We start from the raw sequence: 18,767 nt of genomic DNA, 5'->3' as shown, positions 1-18,767 counted from the left end.
ATATAAATATCAGTCAATATAGCGCAGACCGGCTTTTTCCAGCGGTTCGCGCATCTTGTACATGTCCAGACCCAGCACGCCAGCGGCCAGCTTGGCGCGTTTTTCGCCTTCAAAGCTCTCGCGCTTTTCGGCGGCATCGGCCACCTGTTCGGCAATGGCGGCAGGCACCACGACCACGCCGTCCACATCGGCAATCACCACGTCGCCGGGGTTGACGATTGCGCCCGCGCACACGATCTGGATATTGACCGAGCCCAGTGTTGCCTTGATCGTACCCTTGGAGTTGATGGCCTTGCTGTACACGGGAAAGCCCATCTTCTCCAGATCAGCCACGTCGCGCACGCCGCCGTCGATGATGAGGCCCACGGCGCCACGCGCCTGAAAGGAGGTGGCGAGCAGGTCGCCGAAGAAACCGTCTTCGTTGTCCGTGGTGCAAGCCGCTACGGCCACGTCGCCGGGCTGCAACTGCTCGGCAGCAACGTGCATCATCCAGTTGTCGCCGGGCTGCAGCAACACGGTCACGGCCGTGCCGCAGATTTTGGCGCCGTTGTAGATGGGGCGCATGTAGGGCTTCATCAGGCCCACGCGGCCCATCGCTTCGTGGATGGTGGCCACGCCGAGTTTGGACAGGCGCGCAACCGCAGCTTGGTCGGCACGCACGATGTTGCGCTTGACGATACCGAGTTGATTCATGGCTTGAGTCATGAGGGTCTCCTTGAATTAATCGGGTTTACTGGTTTTTGGCCTTGAGGACAGCATCCAGACGCGGGAACACGCGTCGCGCATTGCCTTCATAGATCTGGAAGCGGTCGGCGTCGCTCAGAATTTTGGACGCTTCAATATAGCGCTTGGTGTCATCGTAGTAATGGCCGGTTTCCGGATCGATGCCGCGCACCGCACCGATCATCTCGCTGGCAAACAACACGTTTTTCACGGGGATCACGGTGTTGAGCAAGTCGATGCCGGGCTGGTGGTAGACGCAGGTGTCGAAGAAGATGTTGTTCAGCAAGTGGTCCTGCAAAAGTGGTTTTTTCAGCTCTTGCGCCAGGCCACGGAAACGGCCCCAGTGGTAAGGCACGGCGCCGCCGCCGTGGGGAATCAGGAACTTCAGCGTCGGGAATTCCTTGAACAAATCACTGGTCAGGCACTGCATGAAGGCGGTGGTGTCGGCGTTCAAATAGTGGGCGCCGGTGGTGTGAAAACAGGCGTTGCAGCTGGTGCTGACGTGGATCATGGCCGGGATGTCGTACTCCACCATCTTCTCGTAAATCGGGTACCACGATTTGTCGCTCAAAGGGGGCGAGGTCCAGTGCCCGCCGCTGGGATCGGGGTTCAGGTTGATACCGACATTGCCATATTGCTTGACGCACTTTTCCAGCTCGGGGATGCAGGTGGCCGGGTCCACGCCAGGGCTTTGCGGCAGCATGGCGGCGGGCACAAAGTTGTCGGGAAAGAGCTGACTCACGCGGTAGCACAGCTCGTTGCAGATGGCGGCCCAGGTGCTGGACACATTGAAGTCGCCGATGTGATGCGCCATGAAACTGGCACGGGGCGAGAAGATGGTGAGGTCGCTGCCACGCTCTTTCATCAGGCGCAGCTGGTTCTGCTCGATGGTCTCGATCAACTCGTCGTCGCTGATCTTGAGGTCCGCCACTTTGGGCATGACGGACGCGTCCTTGATGCCGGCAATTTGCTGGTTGCGCCAGTTTTCCAGCGCCTTGGGCGCCGTGGTGTAGTGGCCGTGGCAATCGATGATCATGGGGTTCTCCTGGTATTGTTGAAATCTGTACGGGTGTCTGCAGAATCACGCTGGCACGCTCAGGCCGGCTGCATGCCCTGGCGCCGCTTGGCATCGGCCGTTGGCACCGAGGCCATGAATGCAAGCAAGTCATGTGCGGCAGACACTTGCGTCGAGCCGGTGCAGATGCCGGCAGAAAAGGTAGTCGTGATTTGGATCTCTGGCGGCAAGGGCCCCACCACGGTGATGCCTTGAACGTGGATCAATTCGCTGAGTTGCTGAAAGCCCAATTCGACCTCACCCCGGGCAACCAGCGTGCCCACCGGTACACCGGGCGGCGCCTGGACAATGCGCTCGCGGAGGGTGTCGGCAATGCCCCAGCGCTCGAACAGCTTGACCAGGGCCACGCCGCTGGGCCCAGTGGAATAACTGATGCTGCGCGCCGCCAGCACGGCTTGGCGTACGGCGTCTTCTGAACCGATATCGGGCAGCTTCGCGCCGGCGCGCACCGCCACCGCGACGCCGGAGTGGACCAAATCGACCTTGCTGCGCGCGTCGATGTGACCCGACGCAATCAGCTTGTCGATCGCCTCGGAGGCCACCACCACCACATCAAACGGCTCACCGGCTTGTACCCGTTTGGCCGCATCCACGCCGCCCACCGACTCGATAGTTATCGCGCAATCCGAGCGCTGTGCATACGCCGCCACCAGATCGGCCAGCAACTGGCGGGTGGCCATGGACGAGATACCCCGCAGGGCGGGTTGTGGCGTAGAGATAGAGCTTTGCATAGGCCGTATTTTGGCGGGGAAGGCCATGCTTGTTAAGCCAGTGGTGCTACTAACAGTTATTGCAAATCGGCATAATCAAAGATCAGCTATTCACCAAAGAGATTTAATGGACCTCAAGCAACTTGAATATTTTGTGCGCGTCGCCGAGCTGGGCAGCTTCACCCGCGCGGCCATTGCGCTGGACGTGGCACAGCCCGCGCTCAGTCGTCAGGTGCGCCTGCTGGAGGTGGAATTGCACCAAAACCTGTTGACGCGCAACGGACGCGGCGCCCTGCCCACCGAGGCCGGCAAACTGCTGCTGGCGCATGGCCGCGGCATTTTGCACCAGGTGGAGCGGGCAAAGGAAGAGCTGGGCCGGGTGCGTGGTTCGCTGGCCGGTCGCGTGGCGGTGGGCTTGCCCACCAGCTTGGCACGGGTGCTGACGGTGCCGCTGACACGCGCTTTTCGTCAGCAAATGCCGGACGCCACCATTTCCATCAGCGAAGGCCTGTCGGTGGCGATGCAAGAATCGCTGGTGAACGGACGGCTGGACATTGCCGTGCTCTACAACGCACAGCCAGGCGCTGAGATTGAAATCACCCCCTTACTGGAAGAGGACCTGTTGCTGGTGCAACCCCGCCCGCCGGGCCTGCAGGAAGACCCCGCGCCCGGCCCCATCACACTGAAGGCAGTGTCGCAATTGCCCTTGGTGATTCCGAGTCGGCCCAACGCGATCCGCATGCACGTGGAATCGGAAATGGCCAACATTGGTTGCCGGCTGAAAATTGCCCTCGAAATTGACGGTGTCTCGGCCATCCTCGATTTGGTGGCGGACGGTGCGGGGTACGCCGTACTGTCGCGCAACGCGGTTGCCAACTCCGTCAGGCCCTCGGCGTTTTCAGTGCGCACCATTCACGAGCCGGTGCTGCGCACCAAGGTGTCACTGGCCACCAGTTCGCTGCGCCCGACCACGCTGACCCAACAGGCGACACTGGCACTGATACGTCAGACCGTGGAGCAGATCATCAAACCCGACTAAGGGGTGCTCACTGCCGCCCCCACCACCGCCTCCAGCTCGGCGCGCAGCCAGCGGTGGGCCGGATCGTGCTGGTGGCGCATGTGCCAGATCATGTACATGGGCATGGTCGGACACGGCACGGGCACCTTGGCACTGGCCAGGTCGCGCAGCAGATGCGACTGCAACAGCCCGGGCGCGGTGGCCAGCAGTTGGCTGCCACGGATGAACGGCGGCAGACCGGCAAAACCCGGCACCATCACCGAGAAGCGCCGCTGCACGCCCCGTGTGGCCAGCCATTGGTCCAGATCCAAGGCGCGGCGTGGCTCATAGACCACGGTGATGTGCTCGGCCGCCAGGTACGCGGCCTTGGTCTGCGGGGCCTCGCGTTGGGCGGGGTCATAAAACACACGGTAGTCGTCTTCAAACAGCCGCTTTTGCAGGATGTCCGCCCCATCCGGCGGGCGCGGGCTGATGACGAGCTGGCAGTGTTCGTGGCGCAGCATCTCCAGGCTGGGAATGCCGGAGGAGATGACGCGCAACACCAGGCCCGGCGCCTGGCTGCGCAGCCGCGCCATGAGCGGGGGCAGCAGCAAGTCGCGCTGAAAGTCGTTGGCCGCCACGGTGAAGGTGGTCTGCCAGCGCGCCGGATCGAACTCGCCTGACAGGCAGAAGCGCTCCATCGTGGCCAGCAACTCACGCGCCTGCAGCGCCAGGCTTTCAGCCCGCGCCGTGGCGACGATGCCGCGGCCGGACTTGACGAACAGCGGGTCGCCGGTGATGCCGCGCAGCTTGTCCAGCAGATGGCTGACCGCCGACTGCGTCACGCCCAGGCGCTGCGCCGCGCCGGTGACGGAGCCGGCCTCCACCACCGCCACCAGCAGTTGCAGCAGGCGGCCATCCAAGTCTGAATAATCGAATTTTCTCATGCGTTCCATCATGATTCATGTGTTTATCTTTGGCAATGGATGCGAAATACTTCCACCTGACGACGATCAATAACAGGAGATAAATCGTGGCTACATCCCATCCCTTACCAAAAATTCCGGGCACAACACCGTTTGACGGCGAGCAGGCGCAAAAAGGCTATGCGCTCAACAAGATGTGCTTTTCGTTTAATTCGGCCGAGAACCGGGCCGCGTTCAAACAAGACGAAGAGGCCTACATGCGCCAGTACGGCCTGAACGAACAACAGGCTGCTGCCATTCGCGCCCGCAACGTGCTGCAACTCATCGCTGCGGGCGGCAATGCTTACTACCTGGCCAAATTCGCCGGCATCTTTGGCCTGGACATGCAGGACATCGGCGCCCAGCAGACCGGCCTGAGCAAAGACGAATTCAAAGCCAAGCTGCGCGCGGCCAACAACCAATAATTTAGAGGACAGACATCATGGCAAAACTCATCGGCTGCATCGGCACCTCCCACATTCCCGCCATCGGCGGCGCGATTCACAAGGGTCTGCAGCAAGACCCGTACTGGAAGCCCTTCTTTGACGGCTTTCCGCCCATCCGCGATTGGCTCGGCCAGGTCAAGCCTGACGTGGTAGTGATGTTCTACAACGACCACGGCCTGAACTTCTTCCTCGACAAAATGCCGACTTTCGCCGTTGGCGCCGCGGCGCAATACAACAACGCCGACGAAGGCTGGGGCATTCCCACCCTGCCCCCCTTCAAGGGCGAGCTGGGCCTGTCATGGCAAATCATCAACACGCTGGTGGAGAAAGAGTTCGACATCGTCACCTGCCAGGAAATGCTGGTCGACCATGCCTGCACCCTGCCCCTGAAGCTGCTGTGGCCGCAGGGCGATTGCCCGGTGACGGTCGTGCCGATCTGCATCAACACGGTGCAGTTCCCCCTGCCCAAAGCCAGTCGCGTTTATGCCATGGGCAAGGCGGTGGGCGAAGCGATCGCGGCCTGGGACAGCGATAAGAAGGTGGCGGTGATTGGGTCCGGTGGCCTGAGCCATCAGCTCGACGGCGAACGTGCCGGCCACATCAACAAGGCCTTTGACCTGCAATTCATGGAAAGCCTGCTGAGCAACCCCGAGTGGGCCACGCAATTCAGCATCCACGAACTGGTGGAGAAAACCGGCACCCAAGGGGTGGAACTGCTGATGTGGCTGGCGATGCGCGCCGCCCTGACCACGGGTACCGGTTCTGGCGTGCGCAAGGTGCACAGCAATTACCACATTCCGATCTCCAACACGGCTACTGGCCTGCTGGCACTGGAAAAAGTGGATTAAGAAAAGTACGTCAAACCAGTCGAAAATGAAAAAACCCCAAGTGATAAATCACTTGGGGTTTTTATTTGGCGGAATCGGAGAGATTCGAACTCTCGATGAGGCTCTACACCCCATACTCCCTTAGCAGGGGAGCACCTTCGGCCACTCGGTCACGATTCCTGAAAACAGAAGCTGGATTATGTCACGACTTGGAGTCGATTTCAGGCCGGAGGCTGGTCCAGATCAAAAGCTTTGTGCAATGCACGCACCGCCAGCTCCATGTACTTCTCGTCAATAACCACGGAAGTCTTGATTTCGGAGGTGGAAATCATCTGGATATTGATGCCTTCTTCGCTCAACACCCGGAACATTTTGCTGGCCACACCGACATGGCTGCGCATGCCGATACCGACGATGGACACCTTGCAGATCTTGGTGTCGCCCACCACCTCTTGCGCGCCCAGACTGGGCAAAACTTTTTCCCGCAACAAGTCCACCGCTTTGGCGTAATCGCCACGGTTGACGGTGAAGCTGAAATCGGTCTTGCCGTCTTTGCTGATGTTCTGGATGATCACATCGACTTCGATGTTGGCATCGGCCACGGCGCCCAGAATCTGGTAGGCAATACCGGGCTTGTCGGGCACGCCCAACACGGAGATTTTGGCTTCATCGCGGTTGAATGCAATGCCGGAAACAATGGCTTGCTCCATGTGTTCGTCTTCCTCAAAAGTAATCAGGGTGCCGGAAGCGGCCTCCTCGTTGATGTCAATGTCCCAAGGGGTGAAACTGCTCAAAACGCGCAGTTTCACCTTGTATTTGCCGGCAAATTCGACCGAGCGAATCTGCAGGACTTTAGAGCCCATGGAGGCCATCTCCAGCATCTCTTCAAAACTCACCGTTTTCAGGCGGCGGGCCTCGGGCACGACGCGCGGGTCGGTGGTGTAGACGCCATCCACATCGGTAAAGATCAGGCATTCTTCGGCCTTCATGGCCGCAGCTACCGCGACCGCCGAGGTATCCGAGCCACCGCGCCCCAAGGTGGTGATATTGCCCAGATCGTCGAGTCCCTGAAAGCCGGTGACGATGACCACTTTGCCCGCCTCCAGATCGATGCGCACCTTGGTGTCGTCAATCGACTCGATACGGGCCTTGGTATGGGCGCTGTTGGTGCGAATCGGCACTTGCCAACCTGCGTAACTAACCGACTCCACGCCTTCAGCCTGCAGCGCAATCGCCAGCAACGCGCTGGAGGCCTGCTCGCCGGTGGAAGCCAGCATGTCGAGCTCACGGCTGTAGGCGTCAGTGGCTTTGTTGGGGGCCAGTTCTTTGGCCAGACCCAGCAGACGGTTGGTTTCACCGCTCATGGCGGAGGGCACGACCACCATCTGGTGGCCGGCGCGCGCCCATTTGGCGACGCGTTTAGCGACATTGCGGATGCGTTCGGTAGAACCCATCGACGTGCCGCCGTATTTGTGAACAATCAAGGCCATTGGAAGAATTTTTTAGAGCAAATTCTAGGGATTGTACCAATGCAGCACAACGCCTCTGCGCTCGCAGAAACCGACGCCGACCTTGATGCGGATCTGATGTCCGCGCGTGGTGCAGGCGGCAATCTGGTCCAGCAGCTCTGCCAGCTGCGCTGCGCTGGGCACGGCATTGAACGTGGTGTGAAGCCAATGGCGCAGCACATTGGCCTGGCGCGGCCGGCTCAGGCGCTGGAGGTGCTTGATAACCGGCGGCGAGCCAATCAGCGCGAGATCTTGCACGGCAAGCTCCTGCAACAGGATCTGGGCCTGGGCGGCATGGGCCGCACTGCGGGCGAAAGTATCGCGAAAGTGCGGAAAGGTAGCCTCCAGCGCTGGCAACAGCCGGGCACGGATGCGGTTGCGGGTAAAGCGCTCATCGATATTGGTAGGGTCTTCAACAAAGCCCACGCCACGGCTGACGAGCCAGGCCCGGATATCGGAGGCACGCACTTGCAACAAGGGACGGTGGTAGCTGATGCCGGCGCGCACCCAGCTTGCTGGCATGGCGCTCAAACCCGGCAGACCGCTGCCCCGGCTCAGGGCCAGCAACAAGGTCTCGATCTGGTCATCGGCATGCTGTGCAATCGCTATATTTTTAGTAGCTATCTGCGCATATTCCGAGAGGGCTACAGCCTCAAAAGCCATATAACGAGCACGACGCGCCGCGTCTTCCGGGCTTTGGCCTGGGGCGTGGCGGCCATCCACCCGCTTGACCACCAAGGGCACGTCCAACTGCGCGCAAAACGCCCGGCAATGCTGCTCGAAATCGTCGGCTGCGGCTTGCACCCCATGGTGAATGTGGATGGCATGGACCTGCCCTGGCCATTTCTCGGCACACGCGAGCAGCAAGGCGGTGGAATCAGCCCCGCCGCTGAACCCCACGGCCAGCGGCAAGGCAGGCGAGAAGTTGGAAACTGCGTCCGCCAGCGTCGTTGTCACGCGCTACCTGCCAACGCGTCAATCAAGCACACGCTACTTGGATGCTGCCTTGGTGTCGGTGAAACGGCCATAGCTTTGCAAACGATCGTAGCGGCGATCCAGCAGCTCTTTGACCTTGAGATCGCTGACCTGCCGGAAAGCGTCGTTCAGGGCCCGCTTGAGGAAAGCGGCCATCTGCTTGTAATCACGGTGCGCGCCGCCGACCGGCTCATTGACAATCTTGTCGATCACGCCCAATGCTTTGAGCCGGTGCGCGGTAATGCCCAGCGCATCCGCGGCTTCCTGGGCCTTTTCCGATGTCTTCCAGAGGATGGAGGCGCAGCCTTCCGGGCTGATCACCGAATAAATCGAATACTGCAGCATCAGCACCTGGTCGCCAATGGAAATCGCCAGCGCGCCGCCGGAGCCGCCCTCACCGATGATGGTGGTGATGATGGGGACTTCGAGCTGCGCCATCTCGAAGATATTGCGGCCGATGGCCTCGGACTGACCGCGTTCTTCGGCATCAATGCCGGGGTAAGCGCCGGGCGTGTCGACAAAGGTGAAGACGGGGAGCTTGAATTTCTCGGCCGTTTTCATGAGGCGCAAGGCCTTGCGGTAACCCTCGGGTTTGCTCATGCCGAAGTTGCGCAGACCCCGCTCTTTGGTATCGCGCCCTTTTTGCTGGCCCAGCACCATGCAAGGTGTGCCATTGAAGCGCGCCAACCCACCCACAATGCTCAGGTCGTCGGCAAAATGCCGGTCACCATGCAACTCCACGAAATGGGTGAAGATTTCCTTGATGTAGTCCAGCGTGTAGGGACGCTCGGCATGGCGGGCAATCTTGGTGATTTGCCAGGGCGTCAAATCGCTGTAGATGTCTTTGGTGAGCTGCTGGCTTTTCTTCGCCAGCTGGTCGATCTCGGAAGAAATATCAACAGCCGACTCTGTCTGCACGTAGCGCAGCTCTTCAATCTTGTTTTCGAGATCGGCAATGGGTTGCTCGAAATCGAGGAATGTTTTCTTGGCCACAGAATGTCCTATAAGGTTTAAGACAGAACTTGCGCCATTGGCGCTGCGGTCTGTCCCGCAAAGTTTCAGTACGCCACCGGCAGCGGATCCAGCGAGCGCCAAATATACCAAGTCGCCACGCTGCAATATGGCGCCCAAGCGGCGGCAACTTCGCGGGCATCACTGCGGCTGACCACGTCGCCCGAAAAATAACTCTTGCTGATGCCACTGATCAGGCCTACATCGTCCAAGGGCAGGATGTTGGGACGCATCAGGTGAAAAATCAAGAACATCTCGGCGGTCCAGCGGCCAATGCCCCGAATGGCCGTCAACTCGGCAATGATAGTCTCATCGTCCATCGCCTCCCAGCCCTTGACGTGCACCTGGCCATTGTCAAAGTGCAAAGCCAGATCCACCAGGTATTCGACCTTGCGCACGCTCAAACCGGCGGCGCGCATATCGTCCACCTTGAGCTTGAGCACGTTGCCGGCCGTGACTTTCTTCGGCAGCAGCGCAAAGCGGTCCCACACGGTCTGGGCCGCCTTGACCGAAATTTGTTGCCCCACAATGCTGCGCGCCAGCGTGACGAAGGCATCCCCGCGGGTTTGCAGGCAAGCGTCACCAAACTGGGGAATGAGCCGCTTCATCACCCGGTCTTTTTTCATCAGGTGCTTGCAGGCGTCTTCCCAGTAGACAGGGGTTGCGACCAGAGGTACTATTATTTTTGTAGCTGCCATCGCTTTACCTTCGGGGGCTGGAGGCCAAAATGACTGTTAACAAGATCACTGGGCGGACTCCCAGGTGGTGCCGCTGGGGGAATCCTTGAGGACGATGCCTTGGGCCAGCAGCTCCTGGCGAATCCGGTCAGCCTCGGCAAAGTTTTTGCCCGCCTTGGCCGCCGCACGTTGTGCGATCAAGGCGCTGATGGCCGCCTCGTCCAGCGTGGCGCCCGCCTGCAAATACGCTTTGGGATCACTCTGCAACAGGCCCAGGCAAGCACCCAGCGCCTTTAGCAGCCCCGCCAATTCGGCAGATCGGGTCTTGTTGACTTCGGTGGCCAGGTCAAACAGCACGGCCACCGCCTCCGGCGTACCAAAGTCTTCATCCATCGCCGCCTTGAAGCGTGCGGCGAAGGGCTCGTTCCAGTCGATATTGACCGGCGCCGGCGTCACCAATTCGAGTGCCGTGTACAAACGCTTGAGCGCGTTGCGGGCATCGTCAAGATGCACATCGCTGTAATTCAGGGCGGTTCGATAGTGGGTACGAACCAGGAAAAATCGCACGGTCTCGGCGTCGTATTTGGCCAGTACCTCGCGGATGGTGAAGAAATTGCCCAGGCTCTTGGACATTTTTTCGTTGTCCACGCGCACAAACCCGTTGTGAATCCAGATGCTGGCCAAAGGCTTGCCCGAGGCGCCCTCGCTTTGCGCAATCTCGTTTTCGTGATGCGGAAACTGCAGGTCGGCGCCCCCGCCATGAATGTCAAAACTGTCGCCCAGGGTCTGGCAACTCATGGCTGAGCACTCAATGTGCCAGCCGGGACGGCCTTGACCGTAGTCGTGCCCCAAAGCAGCGCTATCCCATTTGGCGTCGTCCGGCTCGGTTGCCTTGGAGGACTTCCACAACACAAAATCCAGCGGATCGTCTTTGCCATCGAGCACCGCGACGCGTTCACCCGCACGCAACTCGTCCAAGGACTTGCCTGACAACTTGCCGTAACCGGGGAATTTGCGCACCGCAAAGTTCACGTCACCACTGGAGGCCTTGTAGGCCAGCCCCTTGGCTTCAAGCTGACTGATCAAACTCAACATCTGAGGCACATATTCCGTGGCACGCGGCTCCAGGGTGGGTGGCTCGATGCCCAGCTTGGCAACATCGAGATGCATGGCCTCAATCATCTCGTCCGTCAAGGCGCGAATGGTGATGCCGCGCTCCACGGCCCGCTTGATGATCTTGTCATCGATATCGGTGATGTTGCGCACATAGGTCACCCGGTAACCACTGCTTTTCAGCCAGCGCTGGACCACATCAAAAGCCATCATCATGCGGGCGTGGCCGATGTGACAGAGGTCATAAATCGTCATGCCGCAGACGTACATCCGTACGTGACCGGGCTCCAGGGGTGACAGGGATTCCATTGCACGCGACAGCGTGCTGTAAATACGTAAACTCATGGTCGTTTAAACGGCGTCGTCGGGGTATTCAACCGGGTGATGGCCTCGGCAATAAGGGCTGGTGGGTGGGTAAGTGTGGAAGCGCTGAAAAGCACCCCCTGGGCTACAATTCAGCCCAGTATATAGCCCTGCCAGCCAGCCATCTACGGCAGGCGCTCACCCGGTATAAATCAAAAGGCTTCATGAAGCACACCCGTTCTACCCTTTTCGCCACCCTTCGCCTGTTGACTCTGGCAGCCGCCTGCGCAACGCTTACGGCCCACGCCGACGAGTATGGCGACGTCAGCCAACTGCTGCGCTCCGGCAAGCTGAGCGAGGCCATGGCCAAGGCCGACGCTCACCTTGGCACGAAGCCAAACGACCCGCAAATGCGTTTTCTCAAGGGCGTGATCCAGCGCAACTCGGGCAAGCAAGCGGAGGCCATCGCGACCTTCACCAAGCTGACCGAAGACTACCCCGAGCTGCCCGAGCCCTACAACAACCTGGCCGTGCTCTATGCCGGGCAGAACCAGTTTGACAAGGCGCGCGCGGCGCTGGAAATGGCCATCCGCACCAACCCCAGCTACGCCACGGCGCATGAAAACCTGGGCGACGTGTATGCCAGGCTCGCCAGCCAGGCCTATAACAAGGCGCTGCAACTCGATGGCGCCAATGCGGCCGTGCCGCCCAAGCTGGCAATCATTCGCGAAGTGTTCAAACCCAACCTCAAGGGTCAGCCGTCTGCCCTGGCACTGCCGGTAGCGGCACCGGCAGCTTCATCGACCCCAGCAAGCGTCGCCACCAAACCCCCAGTTCCTGCGCCAGCGCCTGCCACGGTGCCTGCAGCACCCGCTATCACACCGGCGGTACCTGCTGCGCCGGCCGCTGCCAAGCCCGCCAGTGCAGCCCGCCCCAGCGTGGCAGCCGCGAAACCAGCGGTCAGCGACAGCCCTGCCAAAGAGAGCAAAGACGTTGAAGGGGCCGTGCAAGCCTGGGCCAAAGCCTGGGCCACCAAAGACATGTCGGCCTATCTGGGTGCCTACGGCAAAGAATTTGACCCACCCGGCAAACTGTCACGCAGCGCGTGGGAACAAGAACGGCGCAATCGCATTGTTGGCAAGTCCAACATCAGCGTGAAGCTGGAAAACCTGGGCGTTACGGTCAACGGCAACAAGGCTGTCGCCAAATTCCGGCAAGACTACCGGGCAGACTCGCTGGCGGTATCCAGTCGCAAAACGCTCGACCTCCACAAAATCGGCAATCAATGGCTGATCGTCAGGGAATCCACTGGAAACTGATGGCCGCGTGGCGGAAACAGCGGGCGATGGCGCTTTCAGCCTTGCCTAGTGGCTATATGAAGCGGCATTTTTTCATGCTGACTATGGCGGCCCTTGTCGGTGTAACGATGGCTGGCCATGCGCTTGCTGGCAACAAAGGCAGTGCCAAGACCGCCCGTGTCACCCCGGTCAAGCCCAGGAACGTAATCCAAGCCGGCTTGGCGGAGGCCCGCCTGATTGAGGTCTACCAACTCGTGGCCAGCGCGCAGGGTCGTGACGCCCTGTCGAAAGCTGAAAGCCTGGTGCGTGACTACCCTCACTTTCAACTGGCCCAGCTGGTCTATGGCGACCTGCTGGCAGCGCGCACGCGACCGGTTCGCATCGTGGGTGATGTGCCTGAATCCATGCTCAAAGATGGGGCACCGATCCTGGCCGAACTCCGTGATGAGTCCCAGATGCGCTTGAAGGCGCTACGTGAACGCCCGCCGCCGGGTGCTATCCCCTCGCAATTCCTGGCACTGTCACCGCGCAACAAGCACGCCATTGCCGTCGACGCCTCCCGCTCGCGCCTCTACCTTTTTGAAAACCGGCCGACCGGACTGGCGCTGGTTGCCGACTATTACATCTCGATCGGGAAATCCGGCATGGAGAAGAACATCGAAGGTGATTTGCGCACCCCGATGGGCGTGTATTTCATCACCAGCAATCTCGACCCCAAGTCGCTGAAGGACTTTTACGGCTCGGGCGCCCTGCCCATCAACTACCCCAACGTGCTCGACAGCAAGCGCGGCAAAACAGGCAGCGGCATCTGGCTGCACGGCACGCCGCCCGGTCAGTTTTCGCGTCCGCCGCAGGCGACTGACGGCTGCGTCGTGCTGGCCAATCCCGACCTGGATCGGATCATCCGGACCGTCGAGGTCAGAACCACGCCAGTGGTGATCTCGCAGCGCCTGAACTGGGTGACGCCAAACAGTGCCCGCTCCGCCAACAAACCCTTCGAGGACGCTTTGACAGCCTGGCAAAGCGCCAAATCCAGCGGCAATATGGACCGGGTGCTGAGTTTTTACAGTCTGGATTTCAATAGCAATGGCAAGACGCTGACGGAGTGGACGCCGGCCTTGCGCACGGAGCTGAACAAGGGACGGGGGCGTGCCATCCAGCTCAAGGACCTGTCCCTGCTGCGCTGGACGGATGCCACCGACACCATGGTCGTCACATTTGGCGAGGTGACGGATGGCACACGCACCGGCCCGACCAAACGCCAGTACTGGGCGCGGCAGGGTAATCAATGGAAAATATTTTTTGAAGGAGTCATTGGATGATTTTTAGACGTTTTAGGGCTCTAGCCCCCGCAGCTATTGCGGTAGCAGCTATGTTCTCAGTAGCGCAAGGTGCTTGGGCACAGGAGTCGGCCCGGGTCAAGTTTGCCACCACCGCCGGTGATTTCGTGGTCGAGGTTTATCCTGACAAGACACCCAAGACCGTTGAAAATTTCTTGCAATACGTCAAGGACAAGCACTACGACGGCACCATCTTCCACCGCGTCATCGAAAACTTCATGGTGCAGGGCGGCGGTTTTGACACCCAATACAGCCAGAAGAAAACCCGTGCGCCGGTCGTCCACGAAGGGCGCGAGGCGCTGGCCAAAGGCGGCCTGAGGAATGTTGTCGGTACACTGGCCATGGCCCGCACCAACGACCCCCAGTCAGCGACCGCGCAGTTTTTCATCAACGTCAAGGACAATGCGTTTCTGGACCCCAGCGCCCAGTCGTTTGGCTACACGGTATTTGGCAAAGTCGTCAGCGGCATGGAGGTGATCGAGAAAATCAAGACCACACCGACTGGCGCCGGCGGCCCCTTCCCGTCCGATGTTCCCAAGACCCCCATTCTTATCAACTCAGCAACCCTGGTGAAATAAATCATGAGCAACCCCCAAGTCGAACTCCACATTGCCAACTACGGCGTCATCACCCTCGAACTCGATCAGGACAAGGCGCCTAAAACAGTCGCCAATTTCCTGAGCTACGTGAACAAGGGCCATTACAACAACACCATTTTTCACCGCGTCATTCCCGGGTTCATGGTGCAGGGCGGCGGCATGGAGCCGGGCATGAAAGAAAAACGCGGCGACAAAGCCATCGACAACGAAGCCAACAACGGCCTGAAAAACCTGAACTACACCGTGGCCATGGCCCGCACTGGCGACCCGCATTCGGCCACCGCCCAGTTTTTCATCAACGTGGCCGACAACGGCTTCCTGAACCACACCGCGATTTCAGCCTCCGGCTGGGGCTATGCGGTGTTTGGCAAAGTGGTGTCGGGTACCGACGTGGTCGACAAGATCAAGGCCGTCAAGACCGCTCGCAAAGGTCACCATGATGATGTGCCCGTTGTCGACGTGATCATCGAAAAGGCCGTGGCCCTCTGATATGAATCCGGCAGTACCCCGGATCACGGCGCCCACCGCGGCGTCGCCCTGGCCGGTACTGCAGGCGCCCTCCTCTTGGCGCCAGGTTGATTTCATCTCCGATTTGCATCTGCAGGCCAGCGAGGCCGCCACCGTCCGGGCGTGGCGGGACTATATGCAGAGCACACGCGCCGACGCCGTGTTCATCCTGGGTGACCTGTTTGAAGTCTGGGTCGGTGATGACGTGATCGACGCTGCACCGGGTCCTGAGCAAGCATCGGGCTTTGAAGCCGATTGCGCCCAGGTTCTCAAAGCCGCATCCCGGCGTCTCGCTATCTTCTTCATGCACGGCAACCGCGACTTTCTATTGGGTCCGGCGTTCGCCAAGACCAGCGGCATGACCCTGCTGGACGATCCTACCGTGCTGAACTTTGCGGGACAGCGCTGGCTGCTCTCGCATGGCGACGCCCTGTGCCTGGCCGATACGGACTACCTGCAGTTTCGCTCGAAAGTACGCAGCGCAGCATGGCAGCAAGAGTTTCTGGCCAAACCGCTGGCCGAACGTCAGGCCATCGCACGCGAACTGCGCGCGCAAAGTGAAACACGCAAACGCAATACGGTGATCTATGCCGATGTCGACACCGAGGCGAGCTGCGACTGGCTACAGACGGCACACGCCAATACCTTGATTCACGGCCACACGCATAAACCTGCCGACCATGTTCTGGTCAAGGGGTTGCGCCGTGTCGTGCTAAGCGACTGGGACGCCGCCGCCACACCCCCACGCGCCGAAGTCCTGCGCCTGAGTGTGGCCTCGCCCCCCTGCCGAATCAAGGTTTAAGCAACACCTTCAGCACGTTTTGCAGCCGACGTGCCACGCCGGCCTCAAAGGCGCTGGCCAACACGGTGGCGGCATCCTGCCCCCAGGTCTGTGCCGGTGCCGGATCATTGCGTTTGGTCAGCAACTGCAACTGCAACATGCGCCGTGCACTCAAGTGCTCCGCCGGTGTCGGCATCTCGGACGCCATCTCCAAACGCAGCAATGCCACGCTGGCATCGCCTGCAGGCGCTTGCGCCAGGGCTTTGGTCCAGGCGCTGCGGGTGGCGGCCGTGACGCGGTTACCCAGATCCTGCGCCGACGGCACCTGGGCTGCATCGCGCTGCTCCCACGCGCCCAGCAATTGGGTCAATGCCTCGCCATGCGCCTGCGCCGCCAGCTTGCGCAAGGCAAACTGGGCGTGTTCCAAGGCGTCACGTTGAGCGCGAAACGCGGTGTCGCCCAAACGGGGCGCTTCTTGCCAGACGCCTGATCCGCCATCGCGGCCATCGCGACGCGGTCCCCGATCATCCGGGCGACCGGAAAAACTGGCGTCACGCGGGCCTCGGCTGCCGTCTCTTGAACCGTCCCTGCCACCTTCCTTACGGTCACCAAACTTGCCACCACGCCCCATGGGCGCGGGTTCGGTCTTCTTCATGCCTGGACGGTCATCACCGCGCACGGCCACCACTGGCTTGGGCGCGGGCTTGGGTGGCGCCACGGGTTCGGCTAGTGCCGCCGCTTCTGTCGCATCTACCGACGCGCCCTCTTCCACTGACTCGGCTGTTTCGGATTTTGCTACAGTTTCAATAGCTTCTTGCGCTGATTCAACGGGGGCTGCAGCCTCGTTTACCTCCAAAGCAGCGACCTGGACTGCCGCCTTGGCCTGCGCCTGTCCACGCAAAGCCGCTTCCAGCGCATTCATGGCGTTGCGAATACCTTGGGCATCACCCGTCGCATTGGCCGCTTCCAGCGCCTTAGCGGCATCCAGCACGGTGCGGTCACGCTCACCCAAAGCGGCATCGGCTTTCTCGCGTTCCGCCGTCTTGCGGTTAAAGGCTTCATCAATCGGCTTGCGAAACGCGTCCCACAACTTTTGTTCCTGACGTCGATCCATCGGCACCACATGCGTCTCGGCCTGCCAGCGTTGCTGCAGGGCCTTGACCGCATCAATGCGCAACTCAGGCTGCGCGCCCAGCACTTTCGCTTCCTCAATCATGGCCTGGCGCGTGGCGAGGCTGCGCTTTTGCAGCGCCTCCAGCGGTGCGGCGGCGGCATTGATGGCCGCCTTCCACAAGGGTTGCAGCTCGGCAAACGCCTTTTCACCGACATGGCCGCCATCACGCCACCGGTCACCAAACTGGTGCAGGATCCGGTTGAAGCCCTTCCAGTCGTCGTCCAGCGCCACGGGGTTGGCGGCGGCCCAGGCATTGACTTCTTCAATCAATGCCAGACGCTGCGCCCGATGCTCCGCCGACTCGGTCTTGACTTTTTCGAGCCAGGCTTCGACCACTTTGTGCGCTTCGTTACAGGCATCGTCAAAGCGCTTCCACAAACCGTGATTGGGCACACCGCCCTGGTCGGTCTGCTTCCACTGATCGCGCAAGGTGCGCAGGCTTTCCTGCATCTTGCGTCCGCCGATGGCCTGGCCTTCGGGCCGCTTGAGCAGGCCCTCTGCCTTGGCGACCAACTCTTCGCGCAGCTGGTCGGCACGCCAGCGCTGCCAGCCCTCCAGCTCACCCGCCGCAGCCAGCGCCGCGTGGGCTTGATTCTCCAGCTTGTCGTCGATAACCTTGCCAAATTCTTTGAGTGCATTGCGCAGGGCGCTGGCGGCACCGGCACTGGCTTTACCATGTCCTTCGGCGACCTCTTGCTCCAATTTCAATAGCGACTCTCGCACTATCGATGTGGCCTGGGCCCTGATTTCAGGGTCAATCTTGGGTTTTTGCGGCTTGTTGATCACTTCTGCCGGCACGCCCCGCGCCAGACGCAGTTCATCAGCCCACACGGGCACCGGCGGCAGAGCGGCAGCGGGGTCATCGGCGGCAACCACGGCCTGCGCCAATGCGCCCTTGAAAGCATCCCACACGACCAGCAGCTGAGCGCGCGAGGCGTCGAGCAGTGGCGGATACTTGGCGTCGACGCTGGCCCAATTGGCATCATCCAACAGGGACGTCGCCTGCGCCTGCCAGTGATCGACGTCGGCGTGCAAAGCCTCCACAACCGCCTGCGCATCGCGCCACGACTTGGTGGACAGCACTTCAATGCGCTGGGCCAGCAAGACAGCCGCTTCGCGCTGCACTTGCACCCGGTGCTGCAAGTCTTCAATCACCTTGACGCGGTCGCTGAGCTGGCCCTTAAGCGTGGCCAGAGGCTCCTTGCTTAACGGTGCACCTGCTTTGGCGGCATCCCGCTGCCAAGCCATGGCATCGGCAATATTGAGCTTGGCCACGGCCAGCAAGGCCTGCGCCTTGTCAGCCCACTCTTGCGCGATGGACTCCTGGCCCTTGCTGCGCTTGATTTCATCGAGCTTTTCGCGCAGCAGTTTGGCTGCGCCTTTGTCTTTGCCACTGATGTCCTTGAACACCGCCTGCATTTGTTCTGCGCTTGGCGCGCCAGCCAGCCAGTCACGGATTCGCGCGGTGCGCTCAGTCGAGGTATGGGCAGAAAATGCCCCGCCCGTCAGTGCGTCCAAGGGATGGGGTTCGTTCGTTTTGGCTGGAATTTGTATCACTTCAGGGGCTACAGCAGTTTTATTGAGGACAGAAAAAGGGAACATGAGGCGCGCAAACAAAGAGAAGGACCCCCGCCGTATTGCGGACAGGGCAGAACCGCTATTTTCGCCGTTATTTAGTGATCCGGCAAAAAGTATATGGAACGGTCTCTGAATGGGGCGAATTCGACGTCGCGCGGGA

18 protein-coding genes and 1 tRNA gene are annotated in these 18,767 nt (G+C 60.5%); 8 read left to right on the top strand and 11 right to left on the bottom strand.

Features of this window, described 5'->3' with window-relative positions; translation table 11 throughout:
• Window positions 1–9: 9 nt before the first annotated feature.
• The 3 genes from ligK to C5P05_RS24285 are packed head-to-tail and all read right to left on the bottom strand — an operon-like array spanning window position 10 to window position 2,529.
• Complete coding sequence (gene ligK / locus C5P05_RS24295; RefSeq protein WP_114972442.1) at window positions 10–705, bottom strand: 4-carboxy-4-hydroxy-2-oxoadipate aldolase/oxaloacetate decarboxylase; 696 nt, start codon at window positions 703–705, stop codon at window positions 10–12.
• A gap of 25 nt (window positions 706–730) precedes the next feature.
• The gene (locus C5P05_RS24290; RefSeq protein WP_114972441.1) at window positions 731–1,759 is read right to left on the bottom strand and encodes an amidohydrolase family protein; all 1,029 of its coding nucleotides are present in this window, start codon (window positions 1,757–1,759) and stop codon (window positions 731–733) included.
• A 59-nt stretch (window positions 1,760–1,818) separates the two neighbouring features.
• Entirely contained in the window at window positions 1,819–2,529 is a 711-nt protein-coding gene (locus C5P05_RS24285) for a substrate-binding domain-containing protein (RefSeq protein ID WP_232834650.1), read from the bottom strand.
• A 106-nt stretch (window positions 2,530–2,635) separates the two neighbouring features.
• Here C5P05_RS24285 and C5P05_RS24280 point away from each other — a divergent pair, with 106 nt between their 5' ends.
• Window positions 2,636–3,547, top strand: a complete 912-nt coding sequence (locus C5P05_RS24280) for a LysR substrate-binding domain-containing protein (protein ID WP_114972439.1) — start codon at window positions 2,636–2,638, stop codon at window positions 3,545–3,547.
• Here the strand turns inward: C5P05_RS24280 and C5P05_RS24275 are convergent.
• Window positions 3,544–4,461, bottom strand: a complete 918-nt coding sequence (locus C5P05_RS24275) for a LysR family transcriptional regulator (RefSeq protein WP_198674852.1) — start codon at window positions 4,459–4,461, stop codon at window positions 3,544–3,546. The genes C5P05_RS24280 and C5P05_RS24275 overlap by 4 nt on opposite strands.
• Before the next feature lie 77 nt (window positions 4,462–4,538).
• Here C5P05_RS24275 and C5P05_RS24270 point away from each other — a divergent pair, with 77 nt between their 5' ends.
• Both C5P05_RS24270 and C5P05_RS24265 read left to right on the top strand, forming a co-directional pair.
• Window positions 4,539–4,895 (top strand): protocatechuate 4,5-dioxygenase subunit alpha, encoded by a 357-nt coding sequence (locus C5P05_RS24270; protein WP_198674846.1) that lies wholly within the window; start codon window positions 4,539–4,541, stop codon window positions 4,893–4,895.
• 17 nt (window positions 4,896–4,912) lie between these two features.
• Window positions 4,913–5,764 (top strand): class III extradiol dioxygenase family protein, encoded by an 852-nt coding sequence (locus C5P05_RS24265; RefSeq protein ID WP_114972437.1) that lies wholly within the window; start codon window positions 4,913–4,915, stop codon window positions 5,762–5,764.
• A 66-nt stretch (window positions 5,765–5,830) separates the two neighbouring features.
• Here the strand turns inward: C5P05_RS24265 and C5P05_RS24260 are convergent.
• From C5P05_RS24260 to cysS, 6 genes are all read right to left on the bottom strand, one after another.
• Window positions 5,831–5,923, bottom strand: a tRNA-Ser gene (locus tag C5P05_RS24260).
• Window positions 5,924–5,964: 41 nt separating this feature from the next.
• Window positions 5,965–7,233, bottom strand: coding sequence for an aspartate kinase (locus C5P05_RS24255; protein ID WP_114972436.1), 1,269 nt, complete (start codon window positions 7,231–7,233; stop codon window positions 5,965–5,967).
• Window positions 7,234–7,257: 24 nt separating this feature from the next.
• Window positions 7,258–8,208 (bottom strand): tRNA lysidine(34) synthetase TilS, encoded by a 951-nt coding sequence (tilS, locus tag C5P05_RS24250; RefSeq protein WP_114972435.1) that lies wholly within the window; start codon window positions 8,206–8,208, stop codon window positions 7,258–7,260.
• Window positions 8,209–8,241: 33 nt separating this feature from the next.
• Window positions 8,242–9,219 carry an acetyl-CoA carboxylase carboxyltransferase subunit alpha gene (locus C5P05_RS24245; protein ID WP_114972434.1) on the bottom strand — a complete coding sequence of 326 codons (978 nt, stop codon included), beginning with the start codon at window positions 9,217–9,219 and terminating at the stop codon, window positions 8,242–8,244.
• A 65-nt stretch (window positions 9,220–9,284) separates the two neighbouring features.
• On the bottom strand, window positions 9,285–9,935 hold the full coding sequence (locus C5P05_RS24240; RefSeq protein ID WP_114972433.1) for a DNA-3-methyladenine glycosylase family protein: 651 nt from the start codon (window positions 9,933–9,935) through the stop codon (window positions 9,285–9,287).
• A gap of 45 nt (window positions 9,936–9,980) precedes the next feature.
• A complete protein-coding gene (gene cysS / locus C5P05_RS24235; RefSeq protein ID WP_114972432.1) occupies window positions 9,981–11,372 on the bottom strand; it encodes a cysteine--tRNA ligase in 1,392 nt (463 codons plus the stop codon).
• A gap of 182 nt (window positions 11,373–11,554) precedes the next feature.
• Here cysS and C5P05_RS24230 point away from each other — a divergent pair, with 182 nt between their 5' ends.
• The 5 genes from C5P05_RS24230 (at window position 11,555) to C5P05_RS24210 (ending at window position 15,876) form a co-directional block, all read left to right on the top strand.
• A complete protein-coding gene (locus C5P05_RS24230; RefSeq protein ID WP_114972431.1) occupies window positions 11,555–12,649 on the top strand; it encodes a YybH family protein in 1,095 nt (364 codons plus the stop codon).
• Between the two features lie 74 nt (window positions 12,650–12,723).
• Window positions 12,724–13,950, top strand: coding sequence for a L,D-transpeptidase family protein (locus tag C5P05_RS24225; RefSeq protein WP_232834649.1), 1,227 nt, complete (start codon window positions 12,724–12,726; stop codon window positions 13,948–13,950).
• Window positions 13,947–14,546, top strand: a complete 600-nt coding sequence (locus C5P05_RS24220) for a peptidylprolyl isomerase (protein ID WP_114972430.1) — start codon at window positions 13,947–13,949, stop codon at window positions 14,544–14,546. The genes C5P05_RS24225 and C5P05_RS24220 overlap by 4 nt, the downstream gene beginning before the upstream one ends.
• Before the next feature lie 3 nt (window positions 14,547–14,549).
• Window positions 14,550–15,056, top strand: coding sequence for a peptidylprolyl isomerase (locus C5P05_RS24215; protein ID WP_114972429.1), 507 nt, complete (start codon window positions 14,550–14,552; stop codon window positions 15,054–15,056).
• 1 nt (window position 15,057) lies between these two features.
• Entirely contained in the window at window positions 15,058–15,876 is an 819-nt protein-coding gene (locus tag C5P05_RS24210) for a UDP-2,3-diacylglucosamine diphosphatase (RefSeq protein ID WP_114972428.1), read from the top strand.
• Here the strand turns inward: C5P05_RS24210 and C5P05_RS24205 are convergent.
• Window positions 15,866–18,631, bottom strand: coding sequence for a DUF349 domain-containing protein (locus C5P05_RS24205; protein WP_114972427.1), 2,766 nt, complete (start codon window positions 18,629–18,631; stop codon window positions 15,866–15,868). The genes C5P05_RS24210 and C5P05_RS24205 overlap by 11 nt on opposite strands.
• Window positions 18,632–18,767 lie beyond the last annotated feature (136 nt).

This window comes from Rhodoferax ferrireducens, assembly GCF_003347515.1.
Lineage (GTDB): Bacteria > Pseudomonadota > Gammaproteobacteria > Burkholderiales > Burkholderiaceae_C > Rhodoferax.
This window is presented reverse-complemented; position numbering and strand designations above follow the sequence as displayed.

Coding starts and splice junctions, on each gene's coding strand:
- ligK (WP_114972442.1), bottom strand. CDS start 705: ATGACTCAAGCCATGAATCAACTCGGTATCGTCAAGCGCAACATCGTG.
- C5P05_RS24290 (WP_114972441.1), bottom strand. CDS start 1,759: ATGATCATCGATTGCCACGGCCACTACACCACGGCGCCCAAGGCGCTG.
- C5P05_RS24285 (WP_232834650.1), bottom strand. CDS start 2,529: ATGCAAAGCTCTATCTCTACGCCACAACCCGCCCTGCGGGGTATCTCG.
- C5P05_RS24280 (WP_114972439.1), top strand. CDS start 2,636: ATGGACCTCAAGCAACTTGAATATTTTGTGCGCGTCGCCGAGCTGGGC.
- C5P05_RS24275 (WP_198674852.1), bottom strand. CDS start 4,461: ATGGAACGCATGAGAAAATTCGATTATTCAGACTTGGATGGCCGCCTG.
- C5P05_RS24265 (WP_114972437.1), top strand. CDS start 4,913: ATGGCAAAACTCATCGGCTGCATCGGCACCTCCCACATTCCCGCCATC.
- C5P05_RS24255 (WP_114972436.1), bottom strand. CDS start 7,233: ATGGCCTTGATTGTTCACAAATACGGCGGCACGTCGATGGGTTCTACC.
- C5P05_RS24240 (WP_114972433.1), bottom strand. CDS start 9,935: ATGGCAGCTACAAAAATAATAGTACCTCTGGTCGCAACCCCTGTCTAC.
- cysS (WP_114972432.1), bottom strand. CDS start 11,372: ATGAGTTTACGTATTTACAGCACGCTGTCGCGTGCAATGGAATCCCTG.
- C5P05_RS24230 (WP_114972431.1), top strand. CDS start 11,555: ATGAAGCACACCCGTTCTACCCTTTTCGCCACCCTTCGCCTGTTGACT.
- C5P05_RS24225 (WP_232834649.1), top strand. CDS start 12,724: ATGCTGACTATGGCGGCCCTTGTCGGTGTAACGATGGCTGGCCATGCG.
- C5P05_RS24220 (WP_114972430.1), top strand. CDS start 13,947: ATGATTTTTAGACGTTTTAGGGCTCTAGCCCCCGCAGCTATTGCGGTA.
- C5P05_RS24215 (WP_114972429.1), top strand. CDS start 14,550: ATGAGCAACCCCCAAGTCGAACTCCACATTGCCAACTACGGCGTCATC.
- C5P05_RS24210 (WP_114972428.1), top strand. CDS start 15,058: ATGAATCCGGCAGTACCCCGGATCACGGCGCCCACCGCGGCGTCGCCC.
- C5P05_RS24205 (WP_114972427.1), bottom strand. CDS start 18,631: ATGTTCCCTTTTTCTGTCCTCAATAAAACTGCTGTAGCCCCTGAAGTG.